The organism is Campylobacter avium LMG 24591, from assembly GCF_002238335.1.
Taxonomy (GTDB): domain Bacteria; phylum Campylobacterota; class Campylobacteria; order Campylobacterales; family Campylobacteraceae; genus Campylobacter_D; species Campylobacter_D avium.
The window spans coordinates 572,299-597,767 of record NZ_CP022347.1; the positions used below are offsets into that span (position 1 = coordinate 572,299).

A 25,469-nucleotide genomic window follows, 5' to 3' on the forward strand; every position below is an offset into this window, starting at 1 on the left:
TCCTTAAAAATGCACCTTGAATTCATTTTTTAAATCTCTTTCAAACTCTTCTAGCACTTCATTAAAAAGAGTATCTATATAGATGGTGGATTGATTAGCATAGAGCGCCTTATGGAGCAAGGTGGATAGATTAGTTAAAAGATTTACCTTAAGATGTTTGAAAAAGTCTAATTTTAAAATACTCTCAAGGTCGACATTATCATCTAAGCCATTATCTTCGTAGTAATCATTTATAAGCTTTTTCTCTCCTTCGCTCAAAGTTAGAACGCAAAGAGTTTTATCTATAGTAAAATGTCTAGTTTTAAAAAAAAGATAAATGCAATTAAAAGATATTTCAAACTGAAATTCCTCGTCCTCAAGATAAAAATTTAAGCTGTTTGTACCGCTTACTAAAATTATAGATTTTTTCATTGTCTATCCTTAAGTTCAAAATATCGCCCTCATAAAAGGCTTGCCAAGGCGTTTAAAAGCCTTTGCTGACTTAGGCTGTGCTTAAATTTAGACTGCTCTTTTGCTTTGTGCTAAAAAGAACTTACAAAGGCTAAACTCAAGCTAGCCACCAAATGCCCCTCATGAAAGCTTAAATTTAACTTTTAAAGGGCTAGCTCTAATCCCATAGGTTTTGTTTTTTTACGGGGTGCCTCATAAGCTGGCTTGTGAGCTTAAAATCAAGCTTAAGCCTTGCAAGGTCTTTGTGTAAGCTTTATGCTTAGGCTTGTTCTTTGACTTCTAAGAGCTTTAAAAGCTTTTAAGAGCAAAATAAGGCTAGCATTCGCAAGGCTTACCCTTAAAAATAGCTGAGACACAAAACACTTTGAAGTAAGTTTGTAGCGGTATTTGACAAGAAAAAAGACACATTGTTTAATAGGATAAATTTAGGGTGCTTGGGTCTTTTACCCCCTCTAAGTTCCCTAAAAAATCCTAAAAAGTCTCTTACTTTGTGCTTTCTATCGCCCATCTGTAAGCATTTTTAGCTAAATTACAAAAACACTCCCAAATAAGACACACAAACATTTTTACGGAGAAACTTTCTTTTTCATAGGACCTAAGATAGAACATTTTGCAAGTAATGATGCTTCTTTTTATAATGTAGTTTTAGCTGGGTCTAATAATGTCATTACTATAGATACTAAAGAAGTTACTAAGAATAGAACCTATGCTCAAATACTAGCAGGAGGAAAAATAGACCTTAATAATGATGGTTTAGCCTTAAACTTGTCCTTAGCTGCTAAAAGTCTTATATCAAAAAGAGTATATGATAATGCTGATTCTTTTATAAGTGGACAAGTTGGGATTAGGTGGGAGTTTTAATACTTCTACTTTAGTTTTAAGGGCTTTGAATTTACAAACTTAGAATTCTTTGAAATTCTAAGTTAAAACTCAGGGTTTTTATTTTAAGTTTATTTTGGCAATAAAACTTGATATTGCAATTTTTTATAAAGAAAATTTTTAGCCTAGTTAAAGCTAGGCTAAATTTATGAAAAGTCTATAGGGTCTATATCAGAGCTTACATTTTCATACTGCGTAGCGAAATTTGCGGCCTTTATCAAAACTTCATAAGAGCGTGAACGAAGCAAGATATAAAATCTAAATTTAGCATTCATCAAAGATATAGCACAAGCACCGTACCCAACAACTTCTAAACTTTTTAGCTTTAAAAACTGCGAAGCCAAGCTAAAACATAAATTTTTCGCCCTTTCCTCGTCCTTGTGCTCTATAAGAATTCTTGATAATCTCACAAAGGGTGGGTAGAGTTTTTTCCTGTGTTCTAGCTCATCTTTTAAGAATAAATCATAATCACTCATGTATTTTTGAAAAAAATCTTGATTTTTACTTTGTAGTAAAACTCTAGCTTCCCCAGCCCTACCAGCCCTACCAGCTACTTGCATAGCAAGGGATAGGCTTTCTTCTAGGGCCTTGTAATTTGGCCTAAATAAATACTCATCAAGCCCCAAAATCACGCTTAAATCAACGCTGTGATAATCATGCCCCTTAGCAAGCATTGAGGTGCCCACCAAAATGTCGATTTTTTTGTCGTTAAAATCCTTTAAAATTTTATTTAGCTTTGTAAAAGAGCTTATCTCATCGCTATCAAATTTAGCAATTACGGCCTTAAAATCCTTTAGCTCCTTTTCTAGCATGTCGCAAAGCTCGGCCGTGCCGATTTTTTGTGCTTGCAAAAGAGGGTTATTACAGGTTGGGCAGCTTTTGTCTATCTCTTTTGCAAAGCCGCAGTAGTGGCATTTTAGGGCATTTTTATCCTTATGCAAGGAAAGGGCTATACTGCAAAATGGGCATTTTATGGTGTTTGCACAGCTAGGGCAAAAAATTTGCCTGAAATTTGCACGGTTGGGCAGAAAGATTATGGCTTGTTTGTTGCTTCTAAGGCTGGTTCTAAGCTCCCTTAAAACAGTGCTTGAAAGGCTTAGGGTGTTATCATCATAAATTATTTCTTTAGAGCTTTTGAAAAATGTGCCCTTAAGCCTAAAGCTTTTTTGCTTGTAATAGCTAGTCACGCTTGGAGTTGCCGAGCCTAAGACAACTTTTATATCTAGCTTTTGTCCTAAAAATAGTGCTAAATCTCTTGCGTTGAATTTAGGATTGTTGCTAGCCTTGTATGAGTTGTCGTGTTCCTCATCTACTACGATGAGAGCTAAATTTACAAAGGGTAGGAAAAGGGCTGACCTTGCTCCGGCTACGAGCAAAATTTCGCCGTTTTGAAGTCTTTTTAAATTCTCTTCCTTTTTTTTCTTGCTAATTTTTGAGTGCCATATAAAGAACTTATCCTCAAAATACAGCGTTAATCTTTTTTGCATTTGCGGGGTTAGGGCGATTTCAGGCATTAAAATGAGCACTTGCTTGCCTTCTTGTATGTATTTTTTGGCTAGAGCTATGTAAATTTCGGTTTTTCCGCTTCCTGTGTCTGCAAAAAGCAAGCTTGAGTTTTCTTTTTCTAAAAACTCAAGTGCCTTTTTTTGTGCTTCGCTTAGCTGGGGTTCTTTTTTGATTTCTAATTTTTCGCACTTATAAGGCTTTAGGCACTCAAAATTCATCATGGCAAAAGAAAGCTTTGTGCTGTAGTAAAAGCTTATAAATTTAGCCAGCTCAAACTGCGTTAAAGAAAGCTTTAGCCCTGTTTTTGACTTTATGCTTTTTGTCTTGAACTTTGGCTTTTCGCACTCTTTAAGCACAACAGCTTTTACATCTTTTTTGTTTTTTATATCTACTAAAACCTCGTCCAAGCTCTCGCACTCATAAACGCTTTCGTAGGTGAGAGTATCGACAAACATGCCTTTAATGGCCACTTCGTAGTATCTCACAGCAAATCCTTGCAAAGAGAGCTTGTGCACTTAAAGCTGTATTCTTTCGGGTCGTATTCAAAGTCTAGGTATCTTTTTGGGCTTAGGAAAAATCTGTATTTGTTATGAGCTATTTTCATCCAGCCCTTTTTGTTTGAGTAAATGGGGCTTGTAAGCAAGGAAAATGAGCAGCAAGAAGTGCCTGTGCAAGCTTTTATCTCGTCGTTTGAGCAGTAAAATAGGCTTTGTTTTTCGGTATTTATCAAGGCTTCATCAAGCACGGCCGGGTTTTGCTGGATATTTTTTAAAATTCTTTCATTTTGCGCGTAGGCTAAAGCACTTTGAATGCTTGCTAAATCGGCCTTTAGCCTGAACAGCATGGCTTCGCTTTTGCTATTTGAAAAGTAAGGAAGTGCAATGCTGGCCAAAAGAGCGATGATAAGCATTACAAATATGAGCTCTAAAAGTGAAAAAGCCTTTTGAAATTTCATTTACAGCTGTTTGTTGGGTAGCTCTTCGTTTAGTGTTTTTACAAGCTTTTTGATTTCTTTTTGAAGTATGTAATTTTCATAGCTTTTTTTGACAAAAGAATCCACAAACTGCTTTAACTCTATCTTTTTGGTTCCGTTTGAGATAAGGTCAATATCAGTTTCTAGATACTTAGCGAAGTCCCCGCCACACTTTACGATGAAGTCTTTTGCTGAGACATTTATAATTACTTGTTTAAGTCCATCACTTGCCAAGCACAGCCTCTATCTTCTTGGTTATATCTTCGCTTACTAAATTTTTGCTCTTAAGCTCTTCTTCCAAGCGTAAAATTTCATTGCTCTTAGCCTCGTTTTGTGCCTTAACGCTTACTAATTCATTTCTTAAATTCTCATTTGCCTCGCAAAGCTCGTTATATCTTTCTAAAAGTTCATTTACCTTGTCTGTTAAAGTGTTTATAATCTTATCATCCATAGAAAACCGACCCTTATTTACAAAAAATTTAGCCAAGATTATATCAAAATAAAACTTAAAAAATTAGGGTAATTTCAAAATATATTTTAATTTTTGCAATCTTGCCTTGAATTTAGATATAAAATTTTTTAAGTTCTTTAGGATTTTAAAGGCAGGTTTATGTATTTTAAGCTAATATCATGATTTTTTAAAGAGGATTTATGTTTAGTTTAAAAAGTGAGTTTTCTCCTAGTTTTGACCAGCAAAATGCCATAGATAAGATAGTAAAAAGTATAAAAGAGGGTAATAAATACCAAACCCTCTTAGGAGTAACAGGAAGTGGAAAAACCTTTACTATGGCAAATGTTATACAAAGCTTAGCTATGCCAACTCTAGTAATGTCTCATAACAAAAGCCTTTGTGCCCAGCTTTATAGTGAATTTAAGGGCTTTTTTCCAAGTGATTATGTGGAGTATTTTATCTCATATTATGATTATTATCAGCCAGAAGCTTATATACCAAGAACAGATGTTTTTATAGAAAAGGATAGCTCCGTAAATGAGGACTTAGAAAGGCTTAGACTAAGTGCAACGGCTTCTTTGTTAAGCTATGATAATGTTGTTTGCATAGCCTCCGTGTCTGCAAATTATGGCTTAGGAAATCCAAATGAGTATGTTGGTATGGTTTTAATCTTTGAGCTTGGTATGCAAATTTCACAAAAAGAGCTTTTAAAAAAACTTGTGGATATGGGTTATAAAAGAAATGATGCTTATTTTGATAGGGCTGATTTTAGGGTGAGTGGAGATATAGTTGATATTTTTCCAGCTTATTATGAAGATGAGGTGATAAGGCTTGAGTTTTTTGGCGATGAGCTTGAAAAGATGTATCATTACAATATTTTTGAAAATAAAAAGATAAAGGATTTAAAAAGATTTATTCTTTATCCAACAAGCCAGTTTAGCGTGGGAGAAACAAGGCTTAAACAGGCTATTAAGGACATAAAAGAGGAACTAGCTGCTAGACTAGCTTATTTTGAAAATGAAAATAAACTTGTGGAGTATCAAAGGCTAAAGCAAAGGGTTGAATTTGATATAGAAATGCTTGAAAGCACGGGTATGTGTAAAGGTATAGAAAACTACGCAAGGCATTTAACGGGCTTAAAAGAGGGGCAAACTCCTTATACGATGTTTGATTATTTTGCTATAAATGATAGGAACTTTCTTGTTATAGTTGATGAAAGCCATGTTTCATTACCCCAGTTTCGTGGAATGTTTGCTGGGGATAGAAGTAGAAAGCAAACTTTGGTTGATTATGGTTTTCGCTTGCCTAGTGCTCTTGATAACCGCCCTTTGATGTTTGATGAGTTTATAAATAAAAATTGTCAATTTCTATTCGTCTCCGCCACTCCAGCAGCTTTGGAACTTGAGCTTAGCAAAGAAAATGTATTTGAGCAAATTATGCGTCCAACGGGACTTCTTGACCCTCTTATAGAGCTTAAAAAACTTGATAATCAAGTTGAGGTTTTATTTGATGAGGCGAAAAAGGTTATAGCTAGAAACGAAAGAGTTTTAGTAACAGTGCTTACTAAAAAAATGGCTGAGGAACTTAGCAAATACTACATAGAAATGGGCATAAGGGTAAAGTATATGCACTCAGACATTGACGCTGTAGAAAGAAACGAGCTTATTAGGGGGCTTAGAACAGGTGCTTTTGATATGTTAATAGGCATAAATTTGCTAAGAGAAGGGCTTGATTTGCCAGAAGTTTCTTTAATAGCCATAATGGACGCTGATAAAGAGGGCTTTTTAAGAAGCACCACAAGTCTTATACAAACTATGGGTAGGGCTGCTAGAAATGTAAATGGCAAGGTTTTGCTTTTTGCAAATAAAATAACAAAGTCTATGAAAGAAGCTATGGATATAACTAATAAAAGAAGAGAGCTTCAAATGGCTTATAATAAAAAGCATAATATCACTCCAAAATCTGTTAAAAGAAATCTCGAAGATAGCCTTAAAAATGAGGTAAATGACGCTGAAATTTATAGAAAGAGCAAAAAACTAGAAAAAATGCCAGCAAGTGAAAGGGCAAAGCTAGTAAAAGAGCTAAGAAAACAAATGCTTGAGGCTGCGAAACTCCTTGAATTTGAAAAGGCTGCTGCCTTAAGAGATGAAATAAATAAGCTTAGAAGCTTGTGATAGATTTATCTAAGCTTGCTTAAATTTAGCTAAACATCATTTTCTTTGATAAAAATTAGACTCGCTGCTTTGTCCCTCGCAGTCTTTCGTAGTCATTTTTACACTCATAAATTCTTTATTATCAAGCATATAAATCCACTGCATTGCTATGTTGTTTTCTCTGTGCCAAGCGATTAAATTTGAATTACAATATATGTTTTTGTTGTTAGCCCTAACGCCTTTTTTCATTAAATCTTTCATTTGTTCATTTGCAGTAATTCTTTTGTCAATGCGGTTAAAATCAAGCTGATAATGATAAATTATCGTGTTGTTTTTGCACTCTACATCGGTAAGGTATGTTACATTGTCAATTTGAAGCGGTAAATTTTGAGACTTCATGGTTTTTAAAAATATTTTCATATTTTCATCATAACACATATCAGCCTTTGCGAAGGATAGCAAAAATAGCAAGAAAATTAGCGTTCTCATACAAAACCTTTCTAAAATGTATTTTTAAATGTCTTTTTAATGAAAAAAATCGACAAAAAGAATGTTAGCACATTTGAGATAAATAAAGAAGCAAAAACCCCATCAAGTCCTAAAAATAATGGCAGGGTATAAAGTCCTAAGATGGGCAAAAAGCAATTTCTACTAAGTGCTATAAGCAAGGAGTGTCCGGGTTTGTTTAGGGCTGTTAAGAAAGATGAAGTGCTTATATTAAACCAAAGAAAGATGTATATGAAAGCAAAGCTAAGCAAGGCTTCGTTTGCAAGGGTAAAAACTTCTGCTTCATTTTTATTTATAAAAAGTGCTAGTATGTGTTGATGAAAAAAGTAAATTCCTAAAAAGGAGGAAAAGGACACTATAAAAGATGAGCTAAATAAAAGATTTAAAATCTTTTTTATCCTGCTTAAGTTTCTAGCACCGAAGTTGTAGCTAAAGGCTGCTTGCATAGAATCGCCTAAGGCTATTATAAGCACTGAGATAAAGGCGTCTATATAAAGTATGATAGAAAAAACCGCCACCGCATTTACTCCGCCAAGCTCTAAAAGCACAGCATTTGCAAAGCTAACAAAAAGTGCAAAGCTTATGGTATTAAAAAACTCGCTGCTGCCATTATAAATTATATTTCTAAAAAGCCTAAAATTCATATATAAGGAGCTAAAATTTAAGCTAAGTTTGCAAAAGATAAAGGGCAAAAAGCAAAGCAAGGTGCCTATACTATAGCCTATGCAAGTAGCTAAGGCAGCTCCTAAAAGTCCTAGCTTTAAATGTGCTATAAAGATATAAACAAGGCTTATATTTATTATGGTTATTGCTATATTTACGCACATACTATAAAAGGTTTTTGCACAAATTCTTAAGTAATTATCCATAGCAAAGGAAAGCATTATAAGGGGTGCAAAGCAGATAAAGACAAAGACATATTCTTTAGCTAAGGCTTTTATCTTAGCACTTATATTTAGCAAGGACAGCAAGAAATCATAACTTAGGTAAGCAAGCACAGCCAAGCTACAAGCTAAAAGAAAGATAAGCAAAATAGAAGCAGAAAATATCATCTTTGCTCTTTGCCTTTTATCCTGTCCAAGATGTATGGAAATTTGCACACTAGAGCCTATAGCTATCATATCAGCTAAGGCAAAGCACATCATTATAAAAGGCATAACAAGCCCCATAGCAGCTAAGGCATCGCTTCCTAAGTAAAGCCCTACAAAAATCCCATCTATCACATAATATGAGCAAAGAAAGGCAGCTGAAATTACATTAGGCACACAAAATTTATAAAAAAGTTTAAACATAGAAGAATTTACAAAAATATCAGACATTTTTTTACCTCAAAATTTTTAAAAAAGGCTTTAAAAAGCAACAGATAAGAAAAAAATTTATAAAAGGGTAGGGACTTTAATAAAGTGCTTGAGAAGCTAAAATGTAGTGATTATAGTGTAAATTTTTAAAACTCATGGGCTTGATTGTAGCATTTTATACTTACAAGAAAATAAATTTGGTGGAATTACCCACCAAATTTTAAATATAGCCAGCCACTAAGGCTAAAAGATAACCAGCAACGCAAGAGCTAAATACTCCTATTAGTCCTGGTAAAATAAAGCTGTGATTTATAACAAATTTTCCTATATGTGTAGTTCCTGAGCGGTCAAATTGTATAGTAGCTAGATCGCTTGGATAAGTAGGAAGTATGTAGTATCCATAGCAAGCCGCTGCAAAGGCTACTATAATGCCCGGCTCAACCCCAATGCCTAAAGCCAAAGGCACGAAAGCCGCTATGGCTGCTGCTTGAGAATTAACAAATTTTGAGATTAAAAGTAGCATTACAGCATAGGTCCAAGGATGTTCTTGCACCACTCCTCCAAGAGCTGCTTTCATCATAGGAGTATGCACCTCAAACATAGTATCAGCCATCCAAGAAATTCCAAACACCGCAACAAGTGCTATCATACCGGAGCGGAAAATTTCATTTTTGCCAATCTTACTTGCATCTACATTTGTAAAGATTAAGAGTAAAGAACCAGCTAAAAGCATAAAAATTTGTATAACAGCTACCATTCCCATAGGCTTGCCATTAAAATGAGGTCTTAGACTTTCAAAGGCTCCAAGCAAGGCAACCACAGCAATAGCACCTAAAAAGATAAACATAGCAAGCCAGTCTTTATTAGGAAGTCTAACGCCTAGAAGCGTTTTGTTATCTCCATAGACATATTTTTTAAACTCAGGATCTTTTATCCTTTCTTGGAATTCCTCATCCTTATCAAGGTCTTTGCCTCTAAACCAAGAATAAATTCCTACGCATAAAACACCGATTAAAGTGCTAGGAATGGTAATTTTTAGCAAGTCTATATAACCATCAAAACCAGCCAAAGGATGAGCTGCATTTAAAAGATAAGCAGTTAAAGACACCACAGCCACTGAAACAGGCGAGGCTATAATACCCATTTGAGAAGCCACAGATGAAGCAGCCATAGGACGTTCAGGACGAATTCCGTTTTTAATAGCTATATCATAAATAATAGGCATCATGGTATAAACAACATGTCCCGTGCCACAAAGTATGGTAAGTGTGCAGGTTACAAAAGGAGCTAGGATAGTTAGGAATTTTGGATTTTTCCTTAGAATAAATTCAGCGATTTGTAACATCACATCAAGTCCGCCGCTAGCTTGCAAGGTAGCAGAGGCAACAACAACAGCAAGTATGGTAAGCATAACATCAATACTTGGCTTTCCCGGAGCTACCGCAAAACCAAAGGTAAGTATGATAAGTCCTATACCACCTAAAAGCCCAAGAGCTATACCACCCTTTCTAGCACCATAAAACAGACAGATAAGCACAACGGCAAGTTGTATGCCAAACTGCCAACCTTCACTAAGATTTGTAAGAAAATCCATAGACTCAACCTTTCTTTATAAAAAAAATTAAGCAAGGATTATAGATAAAAAAGAATAAAAATATTATTAAATATTTATTAAATAATATTTAAATATAAATTTAATTTTTCAAGCCAACTTCATAATTTTACACATAAAAAAGCTTTGCGAAAATTCATTTGCTATTATTCTTGCGGTATTTTTTATGTGAGGGTTTTTAGCGCTTTTTAAAGGATTTGTGTTAAGTTCTAAAAGTTCTAATTTAAATTTAGAGTTCAAGGCGTTTAAAATCACTTCTTCGTTTTCTTCTCTAGTTACCGTGCAAGTGCTATATACTAAAATTCCGCCTATTTTAAGGGCATTTATGGCAGAATTTAAAAGCTTTTTTTGTAGTTTTGCTAGGCTTTTTATTTCATTATTTGTTCTTTGAAATTTAAAACCAAGCTTTGAAAATGCAGAGCAAGGTGCGTCAAGTAAAATTTTATCAAAGCTTAAAGGGCATAATTTTCCTATATTAAGGGCATTTTTGCAAAATAATTTAGCGTTTTTAACACCGTATTTTTGCAAATTTGTCTTTAGCTTAAAAAAGCGGTTTTTATTTAGCTCGACACAACGCAAATCACCTTGATTTTGCATAAAATTTGCTAAATTTATACTCTTGCCACCCGGTGCAGCACACATATCTAAGACTATATCATCTTTGCTTACATCTAAGTTTTTAGCGCACAGATAAGAGCTATAATTTTGTATGTAAAAAAGCCCCTTAGAAAAAGCCTCACTTTGACTAGCTTTGTGTTTATCCTGTATTTTATAAGTAAAATCATCTATTCTTGTGAAAATAATTTCCTCTTTTTGCAAGCTTTGTTCAAGTTCTTTTGCCTCGCATTTAATCTTGTTTAAAAATATACAGGCTGAATTCGTATCGCAAAAGCTTTTTTCAAGCTCCTTCAACTCACCATCTGTATAAAATTCTTTGATTTTACTTATATCATAAAGCAAAATAATCCTTTAAAAGCAAATAAGCGGCCAAAGAATCACTCTTGCCATCCTTTTTTTTGGAAGCTTTAGACCTTAAACTAGCAGCGTTTTTGCTAGAAAAACTCTCATCTACAAATTTAACTTCTTTATCGAAGTCAAGCAAAGACACAAAATGCTTTATTCTAAGGCTCATTTCTTGTTCGCTTGAAAAGCCTTTTGGAATTCCAACGAGCAAAAAAGAGATGTTGTAATCTTTGATGAGCTGTTTTATATCTTGTGCAGCAGAGTTTCTATTTTTTCTAAATACCGCATCAAGTGGCATGGCGACTGTTTTGTTTATGCAAAGTGCTACGCCTATCCTTTTTAATCCAACATCCAAGGCCAAAGCATTCATACAAGCACCTTAACAGAGGTTCCGTAAATTTCTATCTTGCCATTTAGTTCGTATTCATAAAGCAAATCACCAAATTTTTTTAAAATTTTTTCAACCGAGCTTTCTTGCTTGCAAAATTTTATAAACTCATCATCCTCTTTTTCATCAAGATTGCCAAAGGATGAGGCAAAGGCGTGAAAATCATTTATCAAGCTTGCTTTATTGCTAGCTAGTAATAAATTTGTTCCCTTGCTTTCAAAGGCTCTTTGAGGCAAAACAAAAAGCTTTTTTTGCATTTGTTCGCACAGTCTAGCACTTTGCATAGAACCGCTTTGTAAATCAGCCTCAGCTATAACAACAGCTTCGCTAAGTGCTATGATAATGCGGTTTCTTAGCAAAAAATCATAATTTTTAGCTATGTAATCAGGCTCATTTTCGCTTAGTGCAAGGGCGTTTTCGTATATGTTTTTTATTATTTTTTCATTGCTTTTTGGATAGATACTATTTAAGCCGTTTGCAAAGACAGCTATGGTGCTTGGCATAGAGCCTATGTGTGCGTTGATATCAACTCCTAATGCCCCGCCGCTAACAACAGCCACGCCGACATTTCTCAGCAAAGACGCCAGCTCTTTCACGCAGTTTTTAGTATAAATGCTAGCCTTTCTTGAGCCAATAATTGCAACCTTTCTTTTTTGCAAAAGCTCTAAATTTCCCTTAAAATACAGCTTTTTAACGGGCTTTTTAAGACTTAGCAATTCTTTTGGTAAATTAGTAAGTTCCATAAATTTCACTTAAATACACTAGTTTTACCTCATTTAATACATCTTTGCTTTGCATTAAGGCTTTAAAGGTGTTTTTCTTTGGGTGTGCAATGGCTATGGCAAAGCCGTTTTTCTTGGCTAAATTCACAGCTTTTTTTATCTGTTTTTTTATGTAGTTAATATCATCGTAATTGTCTAAAAATATATCTCTTTTTATATAAGTTTGATTAAAATCCCTTGCCACGGTCCTAACCTTGCTTGAATTTGTAGTTAAAGAATCAACAAAGATTAAATCAAAATTATCTAAGGCTAAAAATAGCTTTCTCATAGCGTTTGCATCGCTTGTAAATAAACTTCCCGTGTGGTTGTTTATAAATTTCAAGTCTTTAAAATCATTTTTTATACTTTGTATTTTTGCACTAATTTGTTCTTGGCTTTGATGGGGTTTTAGGGTTTGAATTTCCTCGTTTTTGAAATTTAAGGCAGCCAAGGGCAAATGCACCATAAAAAAGTCAAATTCTTTGGCGTAAATATGTGTGTTTGGGTGATTTTTATCTCTTGGAAAAAATGAAGGATTTAGCTTTAAGCCCGTATTTTTAAGGGCTTTTACCTGTTCTTTTGATGACATATCGTCTATTATTATGGCTAATCTTGCTTGTTTATCCGCTTTAAAATATGTGCTTTTTTTATTTTTATTAAAAATTACACTTGAGTTAAATTCAATACTTGTGGTGTTTTTTTCAGAGCTTAAATTTCTATCACTTAAATTTATATCTTTTATATCATCACTTAAATTTGTATCCTTTGCTTTGCTGCTTAAATTTACATCTTGTATTTTAGGCTCTAGTATGCTTTGCTTTTTCTCCTCTTTTAAAGCTTCTTTTACCTTTTCTTGCTCTTTTACAAAAAAATCATCTTGCAAATGCGTATCTTCCACGCTATCATCGTAGTCGGCAAATAAGCCTTTTTTTAGCTTAGTGGTATTTACCTCGCTTTTGATATTTGCTGTGCTTTTGTTTATTTCTAGGGCTTTTGTATCGACTACTTCATTTTCTTGCCTTAGAAAAATCAAGCCAAAAAGTAGCATTAAAAGTGCAAGAGATAAAACAATGAGTAAAAATTTTTTCATAATCAAATTTAACTTTCTTTAGACTAAATTCTAATTATAGCAAAGTTTTTTGGTTATAATTTTTAAGCTTAAAGGAAAAAAGTGAAAGAATTTTTAACTTCTTTAAATTACGGTCTATCTTGCGATAAAATCAAGCCAAATTTCAAGGCACTTAGCAGGGAGCTTTTAAATTTATCAGTAGTAAAACTTTACAAAAATAAATTATACCTAAACAACGGCTTTGTCTTTGGAAAAATGGACATTTCAAGCAAGGGTGTGGGCTTTTTACAAAGTTTTGACGAGAAGCATAAAGTTGATTTTTTGATAGAAAATAAGGACTTAAACGGGGCAAACTATGGGGATTTCGTAGTTTGTAAGATTATAAAATCAAGGAAAAAAAGAGCCTGCGCTAAGGTTTTATTGGTTCTTAAAAGAGCTTCTAAAACATCTTTGCTCATAACCAAAGCCTTTGGTAAAAATGTTTTAGCAATAAATTTAAAAACAGGCTTAACCGTGCCTGTAAAAGCTAGCGCGAAGTCTTTAAAAGCCCTGCCGCTTGGCACTGTGCTAAGGGCTGAAAATGAGAATAACGAAATAATAGAAGTTGTAGGCCATATAGACGATGAGATGATAGATGAGAAAATTTCTTTAGCACTGTTTGATAAAAACGATGAATTTTCAGAGCAATGCCTAAGTGAAGCCAAGGCAAATGGTGATTTTGTAGATATATCCATGTATGAAAATAGAAAAGACTTAAGAAATCTTAACTTTTGCACAATAGACCCAATAGATGCTAAGGATTTTGACGATGCGATATTTTATGATGCCAAGAAAAGAGAGTTATTTGTAGCAATTGCTGATGTAAGCGAGTATGTTTATGCCTACAGTGCACTTGATAAAGAGGCTTTGCACAGAGGATTTTCCATATATTTTCCGCATAAAGCAGTTCCAATGCTGCCTCGAGTTTTAAGCGAAAATATCTGCTCTTTAAAGCCAAATGAGGATAGACTAGCCTTTGTTTTTAAGATAAGTTTTGATGAAAATTTCACCGTTTTAAATGAGGAACTTTTTGAGGCTGTTATAAATTCTAAAAGAAGGTTTAATTATGACGAGCTCGATGTTTTTTTAGAACAAGGCGGCGATTTAAATGCTTGCAATTGGCTTTATGAACTTTATGAGCTTACTAAAATTACTAGAAAACAAAGACTTTTAAATGCTTTTGAATTTAGAACAAAGGAGCTAAGATTAGGGCTTGATGAGAAGCATAATATAATCTCAACTCGTTATGAAAGTGATACTGCTTCGCATAATTTGGTGGAAGACTGTATGCTTTTTGCAAATAAAGCAGCCGCAAAGCTCATCAATGTAGGTGTTTTTAGAAATCACGGTGCTATGGATGTTGCTAAGATGAAAAAGCTAGCACTTCAGCTAATTAGCATAGGCATAGATGTGAAAGTAAAGACAAATTTAAGAGAGTATATAAAAGATGTGCAAAGTTTGGCTGCTGAGTTAAATTTAAGAGATGAGGTCGATAAACTGATAATAAAGGCGCAAAAAAAGGCTGTTTATGCGAGCGAAAATGAGGGGCATTTTGGGCTTGGCTTTGAGAAATATACGCATTTTACAAGCCCTATAAGGAGGTATTCTGATTTATTGCTTCATAGGCTTTTAAAGGCGAAATTAAAAAATGATGAAAAGCTTTTTTCTTATTTATTGTTAGATATAAAAAGTACCTGCGAGAATTTAAGCATTTTAGAAAGAGAAGCTGATAAAGTCGCGCTTGATTTTATGGATAGAAAATTTGCTAGATGGGCTAAGAAAAATATCGGCAAAGAAGTTAGGGCTGTGGTAAGCGAAGTATCTAATATCTGTGTAGCAAAGCTAGATGATGAGCTTAAAGGGGCTAATCTTTATCTTAGAGAAAATAAGCTAGCTTTGTTTGAGAAAATCCTTGTTCAAATAGTTGATGTGGATATAATTTATGCTAAAATTTTTGTTAAATTTGTAAAAAGATTAGAGGTTGAAAATGTATAGAAAGGACTTGCAAAGGCTTTTAAGCACTTCGTATTTTCCAAATTTTTTTGCTCTTTATGGGATTTGTAATTTTCAAATAGAACTTTTTGCAGATTTTATAAAAAGAAAATTTAATGCTGAGGAAAAATTAGTTTTATATTTTGATGAGTATAACTTCCAAAAGGCTGTGAATTACTTAGACCATAGCTCCTTATTTAGCGAGAAAAAGCTACTTGAACTCAAGGTAAATAAAAAAATTCCAAAAAAAGAGCTTGAAAAATTCATATCCTTATGTAAGCAAGATAAGGACAAATTTTTTCTTTTAGAATTTTATGATGAATCTTCTAAGCAAAGCGAGCTTGAGACGGTTTTTGAAAATAATTTTGCTAGATTTTTCAAAGCAGCTAACGCAAAAGAGGGGGTCGAGCTTTTAAGCCTTAAGGCTAATGAATTAAATATCAAAGCTACCCAAAATGCCTTATATTTGCTTTATGAAAACTTCGATGAAAATTTGTATCTTTGTGCTAGTGAGCTCAATAAATTTAAAGGCTTAAGCATAAATGAAGAAAGTATCAAACAATACTGTTTTAGCTTAGCCGTACTTGGCTTTGATAGTTTTTTTGATAAAATTTTAAAGGCTGAGGATATTAGAAATGATTTGGATAAAATTTTAGAAAATTTCAATGAAATATCCTTGCTTTCGTCTTTGAGTGCAAATTTTTACAGACTTTTTAAGATAGTTTTATATGCTAAGATAAATGGCAAGGTTGATTTAAAGGACTTGCTGGGGTATTTGCCTCCAAGTACTGTTGCTTCTAAGCTTCAAAATCAAGCTTTTGCCATAAGTTTAAAGCAGTACAAAAGCATTTTTTTCTTACTTTTAAATAGCGAGTACGAGCTAAAAACAAATTCCAAGCTAAGCAAGAAAGAATTTCTAATCTCTATGTTTTTAGACCTTTCGCGTATATTGAAAGCTTAATTTAAAGAAAATTAGATACAATTTGCCTTTCCTTGCTCATAATTTATGGGCTTAATATCCACAAGGAGAATGTATGAGACATTATGAGGTTTTGTTTATACTCAAGCCTACTCTTACTGAAGAGGAGGTTGAGGCTAGGTTGAATTTCGTAAAAGAAGTTCTTACTAAAAATGGTGCTAGCATTGCTACCGTTGTTCCTATGGGAACTAGAAAGCTAGCTTATGCTATTAAAAAATACGAAAGAGGCACTTATTTTGTTATTTATTTTCAAGCTGAGCCTAGCTTGATTGCTGAACTTGAGAGAATTCTTAGGATAAATGAAGATATTATAAGATTCTTGATTGTTAAGTATGAAAATAAAAAAGAAATAGTAGCTTGGGAAAAGTTAAGTCAAGGCATTAAGCAGTCTAAGAAAGAGATAAAAGCTTCGCCTAACATCGAGTAAAAGGCTTAATTTATGTTTAACAAGGTTATTTTGGTAGGAAATTTAACTAGAGATATAGAGATGCGTTACGCACCCTCAGGAGCTGCCATCGGCTCTTGTGCTATAGCTGTAACCAGGAGATTTTCTGGTTCTAGCGGGGAAAAAAGAGAGGAAACTTGTTTCATAGATATAAGTTTTTTTGGCAGAACTGCTGAGATAGCAAATCAATACCTATCAAAGGGTTCTAAAATTCTAGTAGAGGGTCGTTTGAGATTTGAGCAATGGAATGACCAAAATGGACAGCCTCGCTCAAAGCACAGCGTAGCCGTTGAAAGTATGGAGATGTTGGGTTCTACATTGAATTCAAACCAAAAATCTTTACAAAGCTCAAATCCATACCAACAAAATACATACGCAGACAATGCTAGACCGTATCAAAATAACAGTTATCAAGAAGAAAAGATAAAAGAAATAGACATCAGTGAATTTGACGCTGATGACAAAAACGAATTACCATTTTAAAAAGGAAAAAATATGGCTGAAAAAAAGAAATATTCAAGAAGATATTGCAAATACAGTGAAGCTAAGGTTGAATTCATAGACTATAAAGATACAGCTATGCTTAAGCACGCACTTTCTGAAAGATTTAAGATAATGCCTCGTCGCTTAACAGGCACAAGCAAAAAGTATCAAGAAATGGTTGAGGTTGCTATAAAAAGAGCAAGACATGTAGCCTTGATACCTTACATCGTAGATAGAAAAAAAGTAGTTTCTTCAAATTCTTTTTAAGGATTTTTACCTGCTCTAAATTTGCTAGAGTAGGTAACTCTCCACAAGTTTATGCACTAGTAAATTCCAACCATCCACTAAAACAAAGATTAATAGTTTAAACGGCATTGATATCATAACCGGTGGCAACATCATCATACCCATAGACATAAGCACCGAAGAAATCACCATATCTATAACCAAAAACGGCAGATATATCAAAAATCCTATCTCAAAAGCAGTTTTTAGCTCAGAGATTATAAAGGCTGGAACTATGATGGTAAGTGGAACTTCCTCCACTGTTTTAGGGTTTGGCAAATCTCTTATGCGGTAAAAAAGTGCCAAATCCTTTTCCCTTGTGTTTTTAAGCATAAAGTCTTTAAATGGACGCGAGGCTCTGTTAAAGGCCTCTTCGTATCCTATTTGCTCCGCTAAATACGGCTTAATCCCCTCATTATAAGCCTTGGTTGCCGTAGGCTCCATAATGAAAAAGGTAAGTATCAGTGCAAAGGTCACCAAGATAGTGTTTGGCGGCATGGTGGTTGTTCCAAGTGCTTGTCTTAGAAAGGAAAATACCACTAAAAGCCTTAGAAAAGATGTTGCTACAAACACTATGCTAGGCGCTAAAGCAAGTATGGTTAATACTATCATCACATTGAGCACGGTTACTAGCTGCTGTGGGCTCTCAGGAGCGCTAAGGCTTAGATTAACAGTAGGCACCGTAACTTCAGGCGCCGCAAAAAGCATGGATGATAAGCAAAATATTAAAAGTAAAATTCTCAATTTCATTCCTAGATTATAGCAAATTAAGGCTTAAAATTAAACAGCTTCATAGCCTTTTCATAGTCTTGCTTGCTGTCTATACCTATGCTCTTAGTTTGAATTTCAAGCATTTTTATCTTTTTTGAATTTTCTAATGCACGTAATTGTTCTAGTTTTTCGGCACTTTCTAAATTTGAAGCCTTGAATTTACAAAATTCTTTCAAAGCCTTAACCGTGTAGGCATAAATACCCAAATGAGCCTTAAAGCTTTCTTTGTATTCATCTCTTTCAAATGGTATTTTAGACCTTGAAAAATACAAGGCAAAGGAGTTTTTATCGAGCACCACCTTTACTAAATTACTATCATCGCAGTCTTTTGAATTTGCTTTTTTGTAGCAAGACGCCATAAAAGCGTCTTTGTGTAGGCAAGTTTTTGCAAATTCTTTGAATTTTTTTATATTTTCTTTTTCTATAAAGGGCTCATCTGCTTGGACATTGATAATTATCTCATCATCGTTTAAATTTAATATCTTGCAAGCCTCATTTATCCTATCTGTCCCGCTTTCGTGTTCTTTTGATGTAAGAACGGCTTTTATGTTGTGTTTTAAGGCTATTTGCAAAACCTCCTCATCATCCACCGCTACGCATACTTCATCCACTTCTTGCATATTTTTTGCTGTCAATACAAACATTGGCAAAGAATTTATCTTGCATAAAATTTTCTTTTCAAAACGGCTTGATTTTAATCTTGCGGGTATGATTATCATAATACAAACTCCAAAATGGCGTTTTTCACAGCGTCTTTTTGATAAATTTTAAGCTCTTTTTGCTTTTCATTAAAAAGGTCTAAAATTTCCCTTTTTATGCCTATCTCATAATACTGTGCTATGTCTATAAGTGCGTCTTGCTCATCTATAACTTCCTTATCAAACAAAGCTTCATACATGCTTGGTGCGAATTTAGTCCACTCTGCAGTGGAGCTAATTATTTGCGTTTTATTGTTATCCACTAGTTTAAGGCAGGTTGCGGTGTGAGGGTCTATTATGCAAGTTTTCGCAAAGTCTTTTATGTAGGCTTTGCATTCTAAATCAGTGCAAAAATTAGCCTCAAAGTCCTCTTGTAAGAGCTCTAACTCATCTTTGTTTAGTTTGAAAAAGTTATTTTCTTTTAAGGAAGTAAATAATTCCTTGCACCTTTTATCTCCAAAAAGATGAAATATTAATCTTTCTATATTCGATGATATGAGAATGTCCATGGCCGGCGATATTGTTTTAACTAGCTTTTTGTTTCTTAAGTCATATTCTCCTGTGTTGAAAAATTCGCTCAAGATATTGTTTGAATTTGCTGCAATCTTGATTTTACCTATCCTAGCACCCATTTTTTTCGCATAATACGCACCCAAAGCATTGCCAAAATTTCCACTAGGAACTATAATATCAATCTCTTTATCAAAGCTTAGGCAAACATAGTAGTGATAGATGATTTGAAATAAAATTCTGGCAAAATTTACGGAATTTGCAACTGTTAGCTTAAAGCCTTGCTTTGCGATATCTTTTTTAAATTCCTCATCGTTTAATAAATTTTTTAGTATGCTTTGCGCTATGTCGAAATTACCTTCTATCGGGAAAGTTTTTAGGTTCTTGGCCTTTAAGCTATTCATTTGCATGGCTTGAATTTCGCTTGTGCCTAAGTGAGGGTAAATGCAAGCTACCTTGATATTTTCTTTATTTTCAAAGGCTTTTAGCGTTGCAGGTCCTGTATCTCCGCTTGTTGCGCATAAGATTAGGAATTTTTCTTTTTCGGCCAAAGCGCTTAAAAGAACGCCAAATGGCTGAAGTGCCATATCTTTAAAGGCTCTTGTAGGCCCGTGATAAAGTTCGTTTATGTAGAGTTTATCACTAACCTTAAAAATATTTATAGGACAGTTCTTATCATCAAAGCTATCATAGGCATTTAAGGCCTTTATAAACAGCTCATCAAGCTTGAAATCAAAACTTTGTATAAGCTTTAACGCAAAGTCCTTGTAACTTAGGTTTTTAAACTCATATCCATTAAATTTTGGCAAGCTTTTTGGTGCGTACAAGGAAGAATCTTGTGTGCTAGGGTTTAGCACCGCTTCTTTAAAATCCACCTCATAGTTCACATCTCTAGTTCTTACAAGCTTCATCACTGTCCTTTATGTATTTTTTTATAGCGTTTTTTAGCTTATCTTTAAGTTCGATGTTAAGTTCTATAATCTGAGTTTTAAAGCCCATATCTTTCACCTTTACAAAGTCCTTAAAAGTAAGCATAAGTGTATCGCAATTATGCTTTTTAAGCAAGTTTTGCAACTCCTCTTTTTTAAATTTATAATGGTCTTTAAAAAAATAACAAGCCCTGGCCTTTATAAAATGCTCATAAAGCCTAAATGGCTTTGCGATAGCTGTTACTAAAATGGCTTTCATATTTTCCTTGCACATAGAATATCTTAAAAAATCCTCCTCCTCAAGTGCCACAAAATCAGCTTTTTTCTTGTAACGCAAAGGCAGTCTATACGCCCCGCTTGGCAATGTGAAGTTAAAATAAGGACGAATGGTATTTTCAAGCAAAATATCAAATTTTTTGATATGAAATTTAGAAAAAGCATCATCTAGTAAAATCACCTGTGCACCGAGTTTTTTTGCTTCTAAAATGCCTTTGCTTCTATTTTCGCTTACTATAACACAGCTTATATCCTCGCAGTAAGCGTATTCCATAGCCTCATCTCCGCTTTCATTTACAGAGCATAAAATTTCATCCTTAAATTTAACTACTTTTAAACCCTTACTTTGCCTTTTATATCCTCTTAAAACTATGTAAATTTCTTGCTTTAAGCACTCTTTTTTTAAAAATTTGGCTATGGCTTTACACATGGGAGTTTTTCCAGAACCGCCAACGGTTAAATTTCCAACGCTTATCATAGGTATTTTAAAATCTTGTTTTTTTCTAAATTTGGAGTTTAAAATAGCTAAAACAAGATACAAGGCACTAAGCGGTAAAAGCAAAAAGGCTAAGCATTTTTGTATTAAATTTGGATTGTAAAAATAAGAATCAAGCCAAGTAAATTTAGAATTCATCTAATTTTGCTATCTTTGGTAATCTTTGCTTAAAGGCATTTTTGGACATTCTTGTTTGCACCATTTCTTTTAAATCCTCGCTAAATTCAGCAAGTTCATCCCCTCGCTCCATAGCCATTAAAAGCTTGTCTATTTCTTTATATGAAAAGCCAAATTCCTTTTCATCGCTTTGATTTTCATATAAATCCGCACTCGGTTCTTTTTCTATAAAGGAAGCTGGTAAATTTAAGTAAGCAGCAAAGTCAAAAATTTCACTCTTGTATAAATCCCCGATAGGATTAAAAGCATGCGCTAAATCCCCGTATATAGTGCCATAACCAAGTTTTAGTTCGCTTTTGTTGCTAGTGCCAATCACAAGATATGATTTTAAGGCAGAATAATCATAAAGCAAGGCCATCCTAAGCCTAGCGGCTAGATTGCCTTTTCTTATTTTGTCTAAATTTTTAGAAAGCAAGTAAAGCTCATCTAAGCTTTTGCTGATGTTAAGTATCTCATACTGTATATTTAAGTCCTTGCAGAGCTTAAGTGCGTCCTCTAAATTTGTTTGATTAGATGAATTTGTTGGCATTAAAAGCGCAAAGACATTATCATTTAGTGCTTTTTTTGCTAGCACAGCCACAAGAGCTGAATCTATCCCTCCGCTAATTCCTAAAACTACGCCTTTTGCACCTGCTTTTTCGCACTCATTTTTTATAAAATCGCACAAAAATAATTCTATTTTTTTATAATCTCTCATTTTTTAAGCTTTGATATAATTATTCTTTGAAGTATTGTATTATTTAAGGATAAACGGATGGATATAAAAAGAAAAGCTTGCGGGGCTTATGAAACAAACTGCTACATTTTAAGCATAGATGATAAAGATTTCGTTATAGACCCCGGAGAAAAAGCCCTTGACTTTGTAAAAAGCGAGTGTAAAAATTTAAGGGCGATTTTAAACACTCACGGGCATTTTGACCATGTTTGGGATAATGCTTTGGTTAAAGAGCAATTTAGCGTGCCAATTTACATACACGAAAAAGATGCTTTTATGTTAAAAGACCCGTTTAACACCGGGCATAAACACAGCGAGGCTGATTTTTTAGTAAAAGATGAAAATGAAATTTACATAGATGGCGTAGGCTTTCGCTTTTTATTCTTTCCCGGGCACACGCCTGGTTGCTGCATGATAGAGCTTGTCGGTGAAAATTTGGTATTTAGCGGGGATTTTTTATTTAGAGGAAGTATAGGAAGGTATGATTTTCCTTTTTCTAATCAAGAGAATATGAAAGATAGCTTAGAACGCATTTTAAGTTATGATAGGGATTTTAAGCTTTTGCCGGGACACGGACACGAAAGCACTTTAGCTGATGAAAAGCAAACAATTAGGTATTTTTTAAGGAGTTTTAATGCTTGATAGTTTTTATGTTTTTATAAATTATTTTTTGCTTTTTCTTTGTTTAGTTTCAATCCTTGGCTTAAATTTTGTAAAAAAACACAAAGATGCAGAGCAGGGCAAGAGTGTGAGATTTAAAAAACTTTATAAGCACTGCCCTTGTAGAAAGGCTGTAGATAGTGGCTTTTTAAGCGTTGTTTGCACTTATAGCGGGGTTGGTGCTTTTATGCTCAGCGTTTTAAATATGGGTTTCATAGCAAATTACGAAAAAAACATAATCATAATGTTTTTCTTAAGTCTTTTTACAGTGGCCTTTGCCTTTATACTTAAAAAGTAAATATTAAATTTATATTTAGAAAAAATATACTTTGGCACTTTTTTTGCTTATTTTATGTTAGAATTTATTATCACAATAGAAGGAAGGTAAAGATGAAGTTGAATGTAAAGTGTCCGATTTTGGGATTTGAAGATACGAAAACTGTTGAGTTTTCTAACATCGATGATATATTTTCAAAGGTTCAAAGCTTAGATGGTAATGAATTTACCTTTATACTAATCGATTCTCAGTTGATTAGGCCGGGTTATGATTTTGACATACCTCTTTATTATCAAGAGCTGCTTAACTTAAATAAAGACTCAAAAAGACAAGCCTTTATTATAGTTGCTTTGCACGAGCAAGATATCAACGACTCAAGGCTAAATTTCTTAGCTCCTGTTTTAGTAAATTGGGATACAAATTCTATGGTTCAAATCATATTGGACCCTAATTCTTACCCAGATTATTTTCAGGCTGAAAAAATTTCAAATTATATGAAAAAAGACAAAGATGAGAGCAAAGAACAAAAGTGAAATTTACATCTTAGGAAACGGTGCTATGGCTAAGGCTTTAGCTTTAGCACTTAAAGATGATTATGAACTTTATGTAGTCGCAAGAAACACTAGTAATCTTTCTTTTTTCAAGCAAAATAATATCAAGACCATGTTTTATGATGAGTTTGATATGAGTGGCAAGACTGTGATTTTAGCTTTCAAGCCTTATGTTTTAAAGCTTATGAAAGATAGCTTACAAGCTAGGGCTAGGATTGTGATTTCAGTTTTAGCCGGTATAAGCTTAGATGAACTTAGTGTTTTAAACGCTGATAATATAGTAAGAATTATGCCAAATATAGCCGCTAAATACAAAGCTTCAACAACCACATTTATAAGACAAAATGAGCTTTATAAGGATGAAATTTTAGAGCTTATACAAAGTTTTGGCGATGCTTTTGAGCTTGAAAAAGAAGAGCTGTTTGACGCTGCGATGGTGATTAGCGGTTGTGCACCGGCCTTTTTGTCAATAATAGCTGAAAGTATGGCAAATGCTGCTTTGTGCGAGGGTCTTACAAATAAACTTAGTTACGACCTGGTTAAATCTCTTTTTAAAGGCTATCATAATCTCTTAAGCAATGAACATCCAGCCTTGATAAAAGAGCAAATTTGCTCACCTGCTGGAGTTACCATAAAAGGCGTTAAGGCTTTGGAGGAAGAGGGCGTAAGGGCTGCGTTTTTTAAGGCTTTTGCTGCGTCTTTGGGAAAATGAGAGCGTTTTCCCTTTTAGAAACGCTTTTTAGCATACTTATCTTATCTATCTTGTTTTTATTCCTCTATAATTCTTACTTGGTTTTTGCTAAAAATACTTCCATTGTGTCCTTAAATCAAGAGCTTTTTAATCTAGAAAAAGAACTTTTAAAGCAAAATTACACCCACAGTGTCAATATAATACTAAATGACAAAACCTTGCACGACTTACATCTTAAGGAAAGTAGCGTAAAAAGCGAGCATTTTATCTTAAAGAGCTTAAAAGCCTTTGCCGATGATTATAAACAAGAATTTAAAGATGAAAAAAGCTTTTAGCTTGTTGGAGGCCATTTTAAGCTTGGCTTTATTTTCGCTTTTGCTTATTTTGTTTTCAAAGCCTCTTATGAGTATTAGTGATTTTTATTCTAAACATAAAATTTTAACGCACAAGCAAGTGAATGCAAATTTAGCCCTTTTGTTTATAGATAAAATTTTGCAAGACTGCATAGAGCTTTCCTTGTCAAATTCTGGTTTTTCATGCTTAAAGAGGGATTTTGATAATGTTTTGTTGCAAAGAAATTCACAGTTTTTTATAGGCTACTCTGGCTTGCTTTTGCAGGATGCAAATTTAAGTTTTTATTCTCCTAAAAGCTTGTTGCTTGATAAAAATAGCAATCCTTCGGTGCTTCTTAATCAACAAACCTTGCATAATTTTAAAAAAGATAATTTGCTTTTTTACTCTCTTAAAGATAAGAGCTTGTACGAGGCTAAAATTTTAGATAAAGAGCGGATTTTATTTTTAAAAGATAGCTTTGAGGGCTTTTATGTCTTGCTTGATGCAAAGCTTACTTTTAGACTTAGTGGCAAAGAGCTTATCTATGAGTATGAAGCTGATAATAAGCTTTTTAGCTCTATCTTGCTTGATGAGGTCGAAAGCTTTGAGCTAAGAAAAGAAAATGCTATGTATGAGCTTAAAATTTGTGCTAAGGATTTTTGTATTAGTAAGTGGAGTTTAAGTGCGTAGAGCGTATATCTTGCTACTTAGTTTGATTTTACTTATCTTTGTAAGCTTTGTTGTTGTTTTTAATATAGACAAGTCAAGCTACTTGCCAAAATACCTTAAAAACACCTTTTTATACATACAAGCACAGTACTTAGCCAAAGACAGCGTAGAGCTTGCTAAGTATTTTTTATACGAGGCTAAGAGAATGAATTTAGAATGTCTTGATATGGTAGAGCTTAATTATCCAGGCAAGGATGATGTTATTTTGCTTCAGTATTTTTACCCCTTAAGAGAGTGCAAAAATAATAAATTTACATACACAAATCAAGACGCAAATTTAAGCAAAGACAATATCATCATAGTAAATATATCAGTTCTTTTAAAGCCCATTTCAGGCGTAAATGAGGAAGTTTTCGTAAATAAAAAGGCCTTTTTGTATCCAAACAAGGACTTTTAATTAATTAAACCCTAGCCAAAAAGGCT

30 protein-coding genes are annotated in these 25,469 nt (G+C 33.8%); 13 read left to right on the top strand and 17 right to left on the bottom strand.

Features of this window, described 5'->3' with window-relative positions; translation table 11 throughout:
- Positions 1 to 3: 3 nt before the first annotated feature.
- The 5 genes from CAV_RS02980 to CAV_RS03000 all read right to left on the bottom strand — a co-directional run bounded on the left by CAV_RS02980 (position 4) and on the right by CAV_RS03000 (position 4,259).
- Positions 4 to 411, bottom strand: a complete 408-nt coding sequence (locus CAV_RS02980; RefSeq protein WP_094325031.1) for a hypothetical protein — start codon at positions 409 to 411, stop codon at positions 4 to 6.
- Between the two features lie 1,064 nt (positions 412 to 1,475).
- Positions 1,476 to 3,320, bottom strand: a complete 1,845-nt coding sequence (locus CAV_RS02985) for a primosomal protein N' (protein ID WP_245807427.1) — start codon at positions 3,318 to 3,320, stop codon at positions 1,476 to 1,478.
- Positions 3,317 to 3,790, bottom strand: a complete 474-nt coding sequence (locus tag CAV_RS02990; RefSeq protein WP_094325033.1) for a pilus assembly FimT family protein — start codon at positions 3,788 to 3,790, stop codon at positions 3,317 to 3,319. The genes CAV_RS02985 and CAV_RS02990 overlap by 4 nt, the downstream gene beginning before the upstream one ends.
- Positions 3,791 to 4,042: a hypothetical protein gene (locus tag CAV_RS02995; RefSeq protein WP_094325034.1), complete on the bottom strand. Its 252-nt coding sequence runs from the start codon at positions 4,040 to 4,042 to the stop codon at positions 3,791 to 3,793.
- The gene (locus tag CAV_RS03000) at positions 4,032 to 4,259 is read right to left on the bottom strand and encodes a hypothetical protein (protein WP_094325035.1); all 228 of its coding nucleotides are present in this window, start codon (positions 4,257 to 4,259) and stop codon (positions 4,032 to 4,034) included. Before CAV_RS03000 ends, CAV_RS02995 begins: the two co-directional genes overlap by 11 nt.
- A 200-nt stretch (positions 4,260 to 4,459) precedes the next feature.
- Between CAV_RS03000 and uvrB the strand changes: the two genes are divergently transcribed.
- A complete protein-coding gene (uvrB, locus tag CAV_RS03005; RefSeq protein WP_094325036.1) occupies positions 4,460 to 6,433 on the top strand; it encodes an excinuclease ABC subunit UvrB in 1,974 nt (657 codons plus the stop codon).
- A 36-nt stretch (positions 6,434 to 6,469) separates the two neighbouring features.
- On the opposite strand, the gene CAV_RS03010 is transcribed toward uvrB, so the two are convergent.
- The 7 genes from CAV_RS03010 to CAV_RS03040 all read right to left on the bottom strand — a co-directional run bounded on the left by CAV_RS03010 (position 6,470) and on the right by CAV_RS03040 (position 13,031).
- Positions 6,470 to 6,901 carry a hypothetical protein gene (locus CAV_RS03010; protein ID WP_094325037.1) on the bottom strand — a complete coding sequence of 144 codons (432 nt, stop codon included), beginning with the start codon at positions 6,899 to 6,901 and terminating at the stop codon, positions 6,470 to 6,472.
- 11 nt (positions 6,902 to 6,912) lie between these two features.
- Positions 6,913 to 8,238 carry an MATE family efflux transporter gene (locus CAV_RS03015; RefSeq protein WP_094752810.1) on the bottom strand — a complete coding sequence of 442 codons (1,326 nt, stop codon included), beginning with the start codon at positions 8,236 to 8,238 and terminating at the stop codon, positions 6,913 to 6,915.
- Between the two features lie 199 nt (positions 8,239 to 8,437).
- Entirely contained in the window at positions 8,438 to 9,811 is a 1,374-nt protein-coding gene (locus CAV_RS03020; RefSeq protein ID WP_094325039.1) for an anaerobic C4-dicarboxylate transporter, read from the bottom strand.
- Between the two features lie 108 nt (positions 9,812 to 9,919).
- A complete protein-coding gene (locus tag CAV_RS03025) occupies positions 9,920 to 10,789 on the bottom strand; it encodes an RsmB/NOP family class I SAM-dependent RNA methyltransferase (protein WP_245807428.1) in 870 nt (289 codons plus the stop codon).
- The gene (gene ruvX, locus CAV_RS03030; RefSeq protein ID WP_094325040.1) at positions 10,779 to 11,162 is read right to left on the bottom strand and encodes a Holliday junction resolvase RuvX; all 384 of its coding nucleotides are present in this window, start codon (positions 11,160 to 11,162) and stop codon (positions 10,779 to 10,781) included. Before ruvX ends, CAV_RS03025 begins: the two co-directional genes overlap by 11 nt.
- Positions 11,159 to 11,923 (bottom strand): DNA-processing protein DprA, encoded by a 765-nt coding sequence (locus tag CAV_RS03035; protein ID WP_094325041.1) that lies wholly within the window; start codon positions 11,921 to 11,923, stop codon positions 11,159 to 11,161. Before CAV_RS03035 ends, ruvX begins: the two co-directional genes overlap by 4 nt.
- Complete coding sequence (locus tag CAV_RS03040) at positions 11,910 to 13,031, bottom strand: divergent polysaccharide deacetylase family protein (RefSeq protein WP_245807429.1); 1,122 nt, start codon at positions 13,029 to 13,031, stop codon at positions 11,910 to 11,912. The genes CAV_RS03035 and CAV_RS03040 overlap by 14 nt, the downstream gene beginning before the upstream one ends.
- 81 nt (positions 13,032 to 13,112) lie before the next feature.
- On the opposite strand from CAV_RS03040, the gene CAV_RS03045 reads away from it, so the two are divergent.
- The 5 genes from CAV_RS03045 (at position 13,113) to rpsR (ending at position 17,215) form a co-directional block, all read left to right on the top strand.
- Positions 13,113 to 15,044 carry an RNB domain-containing ribonuclease gene (locus tag CAV_RS03045; RefSeq protein ID WP_094325042.1) on the top strand — a complete coding sequence of 644 codons (1,932 nt, stop codon included), beginning with the start codon at positions 13,113 to 13,115 and terminating at the stop codon, positions 15,042 to 15,044.
- On the top strand, positions 15,037 to 16,002 hold the full coding sequence (locus CAV_RS03050) for a DNA polymerase III subunit delta (RefSeq protein WP_094325043.1): 966 nt from the start codon (positions 15,037 to 15,039) through the stop codon (positions 16,000 to 16,002). The genes CAV_RS03045 and CAV_RS03050 overlap by 8 nt, the downstream gene beginning before the upstream one ends.
- A gap of 73 nt (positions 16,003 to 16,075) precedes the next feature.
- Positions 16,076 to 16,447, top strand: coding sequence for a 30S ribosomal protein S6 (rpsF, locus tag CAV_RS03055; RefSeq protein ID WP_094325044.1), 372 nt, complete (start codon positions 16,076 to 16,078; stop codon positions 16,445 to 16,447).
- A 12-nt stretch (positions 16,448 to 16,459) separates the two neighbouring features.
- A complete protein-coding gene (locus CAV_RS03060) occupies positions 16,460 to 16,948 on the top strand; it encodes a single-stranded DNA-binding protein (RefSeq protein WP_094325045.1) in 489 nt (162 codons plus the stop codon).
- A gap of 12 nt (positions 16,949 to 16,960) precedes the next feature.
- Positions 16,961 to 17,215 carry a 30S ribosomal protein S18 gene (rpsR, locus tag CAV_RS03065; RefSeq protein ID WP_094325046.1) on the top strand — a complete coding sequence of 85 codons (255 nt, stop codon included), beginning with the start codon at positions 16,961 to 16,963 and terminating at the stop codon, positions 17,213 to 17,215.
- A gap of 24 nt (positions 17,216 to 17,239) precedes the next feature.
- Here rpsR and fliP read toward each other — a convergent pair whose 3' ends face one another.
- The 5 genes from fliP to CAV_RS03090 are packed head-to-tail and all read right to left on the bottom strand — an operon-like array spanning position 17,240 to position 21,787.
- Positions 17,240 to 17,983: a flagellar type III secretion system pore protein FliP gene (gene fliP, locus CAV_RS03070; protein WP_390088550.1), complete on the bottom strand. Its 744-nt coding sequence runs from the start codon at positions 17,981 to 17,983 to the stop codon at positions 17,240 to 17,242.
- Between the two features lie 17 nt (positions 17,984 to 18,000).
- The gene (kdsB, locus tag CAV_RS03075; protein WP_094325048.1) at positions 18,001 to 18,723 is read right to left on the bottom strand and encodes a 3-deoxy-manno-octulosonate cytidylyltransferase; all 723 of its coding nucleotides are present in this window, start codon (positions 18,721 to 18,723) and stop codon (positions 18,001 to 18,003) included.
- On the bottom strand, positions 18,720 to 20,123 hold the full coding sequence (gene thrC / locus CAV_RS03080; RefSeq protein WP_094325049.1) for a threonine synthase: 1,404 nt from the start codon (positions 20,121 to 20,123) through the stop codon (positions 18,720 to 18,722). Before thrC ends, kdsB begins: the two co-directional genes overlap by 4 nt.
- Complete coding sequence (locus tag CAV_RS03085; RefSeq protein ID WP_094325050.1) at positions 20,104 to 21,051, bottom strand: tetraacyldisaccharide 4'-kinase; 948 nt, start codon at positions 21,049 to 21,051, stop codon at positions 20,104 to 20,106. Before CAV_RS03085 ends, thrC begins: the two co-directional genes overlap by 20 nt.
- Positions 21,041 to 21,787: an NAD+ synthase gene (locus CAV_RS03090; RefSeq protein ID WP_094325051.1), complete on the bottom strand. Its 747-nt coding sequence runs from the start codon at positions 21,785 to 21,787 to the stop codon at positions 21,041 to 21,043. The genes CAV_RS03085 and CAV_RS03090 overlap by 11 nt, the downstream gene beginning before the upstream one ends.
- A gap of 57 nt (positions 21,788 to 21,844) precedes the next feature.
- Here CAV_RS03090 and CAV_RS03095 point away from each other — a divergent pair, with 57 nt between their 5' ends.
- From CAV_RS03095 to CAV_RS03125, 7 genes are all read left to right on the top strand, one after another.
- Positions 21,845 to 22,447: an MBL fold metallo-hydrolase gene (locus CAV_RS03095; RefSeq protein ID WP_094325052.1), complete on the top strand. Its 603-nt coding sequence runs from the start codon at positions 21,845 to 21,847 to the stop codon at positions 22,445 to 22,447.
- Positions 22,440 to 22,763, top strand: coding sequence for a hypothetical protein (locus CAV_RS03100; protein WP_094325053.1), 324 nt, complete (start codon positions 22,440 to 22,442; stop codon positions 22,761 to 22,763). The genes CAV_RS03095 and CAV_RS03100 overlap by 8 nt, the downstream gene beginning before the upstream one ends.
- A gap of 92 nt (positions 22,764 to 22,855) precedes the next feature.
- Positions 22,856 to 23,275: a flagellar assembly protein FliW gene (gene fliW / locus CAV_RS03105; RefSeq protein WP_094325054.1), complete on the top strand. Its 420-nt coding sequence runs from the start codon at positions 22,856 to 22,858 to the stop codon at positions 23,273 to 23,275.
- Positions 23,253 to 24,005 carry a pyrroline-5-carboxylate reductase gene (locus CAV_RS03110; RefSeq protein ID WP_094325055.1) on the top strand — a complete coding sequence of 251 codons (753 nt, stop codon included), beginning with the start codon at positions 23,253 to 23,255 and terminating at the stop codon, positions 24,003 to 24,005. The genes fliW and CAV_RS03110 overlap by 23 nt, the downstream gene beginning before the upstream one ends.
- Positions 24,002 to 24,319 carry a hypothetical protein gene (locus CAV_RS03115; RefSeq protein WP_094325056.1) on the top strand — a complete coding sequence of 106 codons (318 nt, stop codon included), beginning with the start codon at positions 24,002 to 24,004 and terminating at the stop codon, positions 24,317 to 24,319. Before CAV_RS03110 ends, CAV_RS03115 begins: the two co-directional genes overlap by 4 nt.
- Complete coding sequence (locus CAV_RS03120) at positions 24,303 to 25,007, top strand: hypothetical protein (RefSeq protein WP_148131216.1); 705 nt, start codon at positions 24,303 to 24,305, stop codon at positions 25,005 to 25,007. Before CAV_RS03115 ends, CAV_RS03120 begins: the two co-directional genes overlap by 17 nt.
- Complete coding sequence (locus tag CAV_RS03125; protein ID WP_094325058.1) at positions 25,000 to 25,443, top strand: hypothetical protein; 444 nt, start codon at positions 25,000 to 25,002, stop codon at positions 25,441 to 25,443. Before CAV_RS03120 ends, CAV_RS03125 begins: the two co-directional genes overlap by 8 nt.
- Positions 25,444 to 25,469 lie beyond the last annotated feature (26 nt).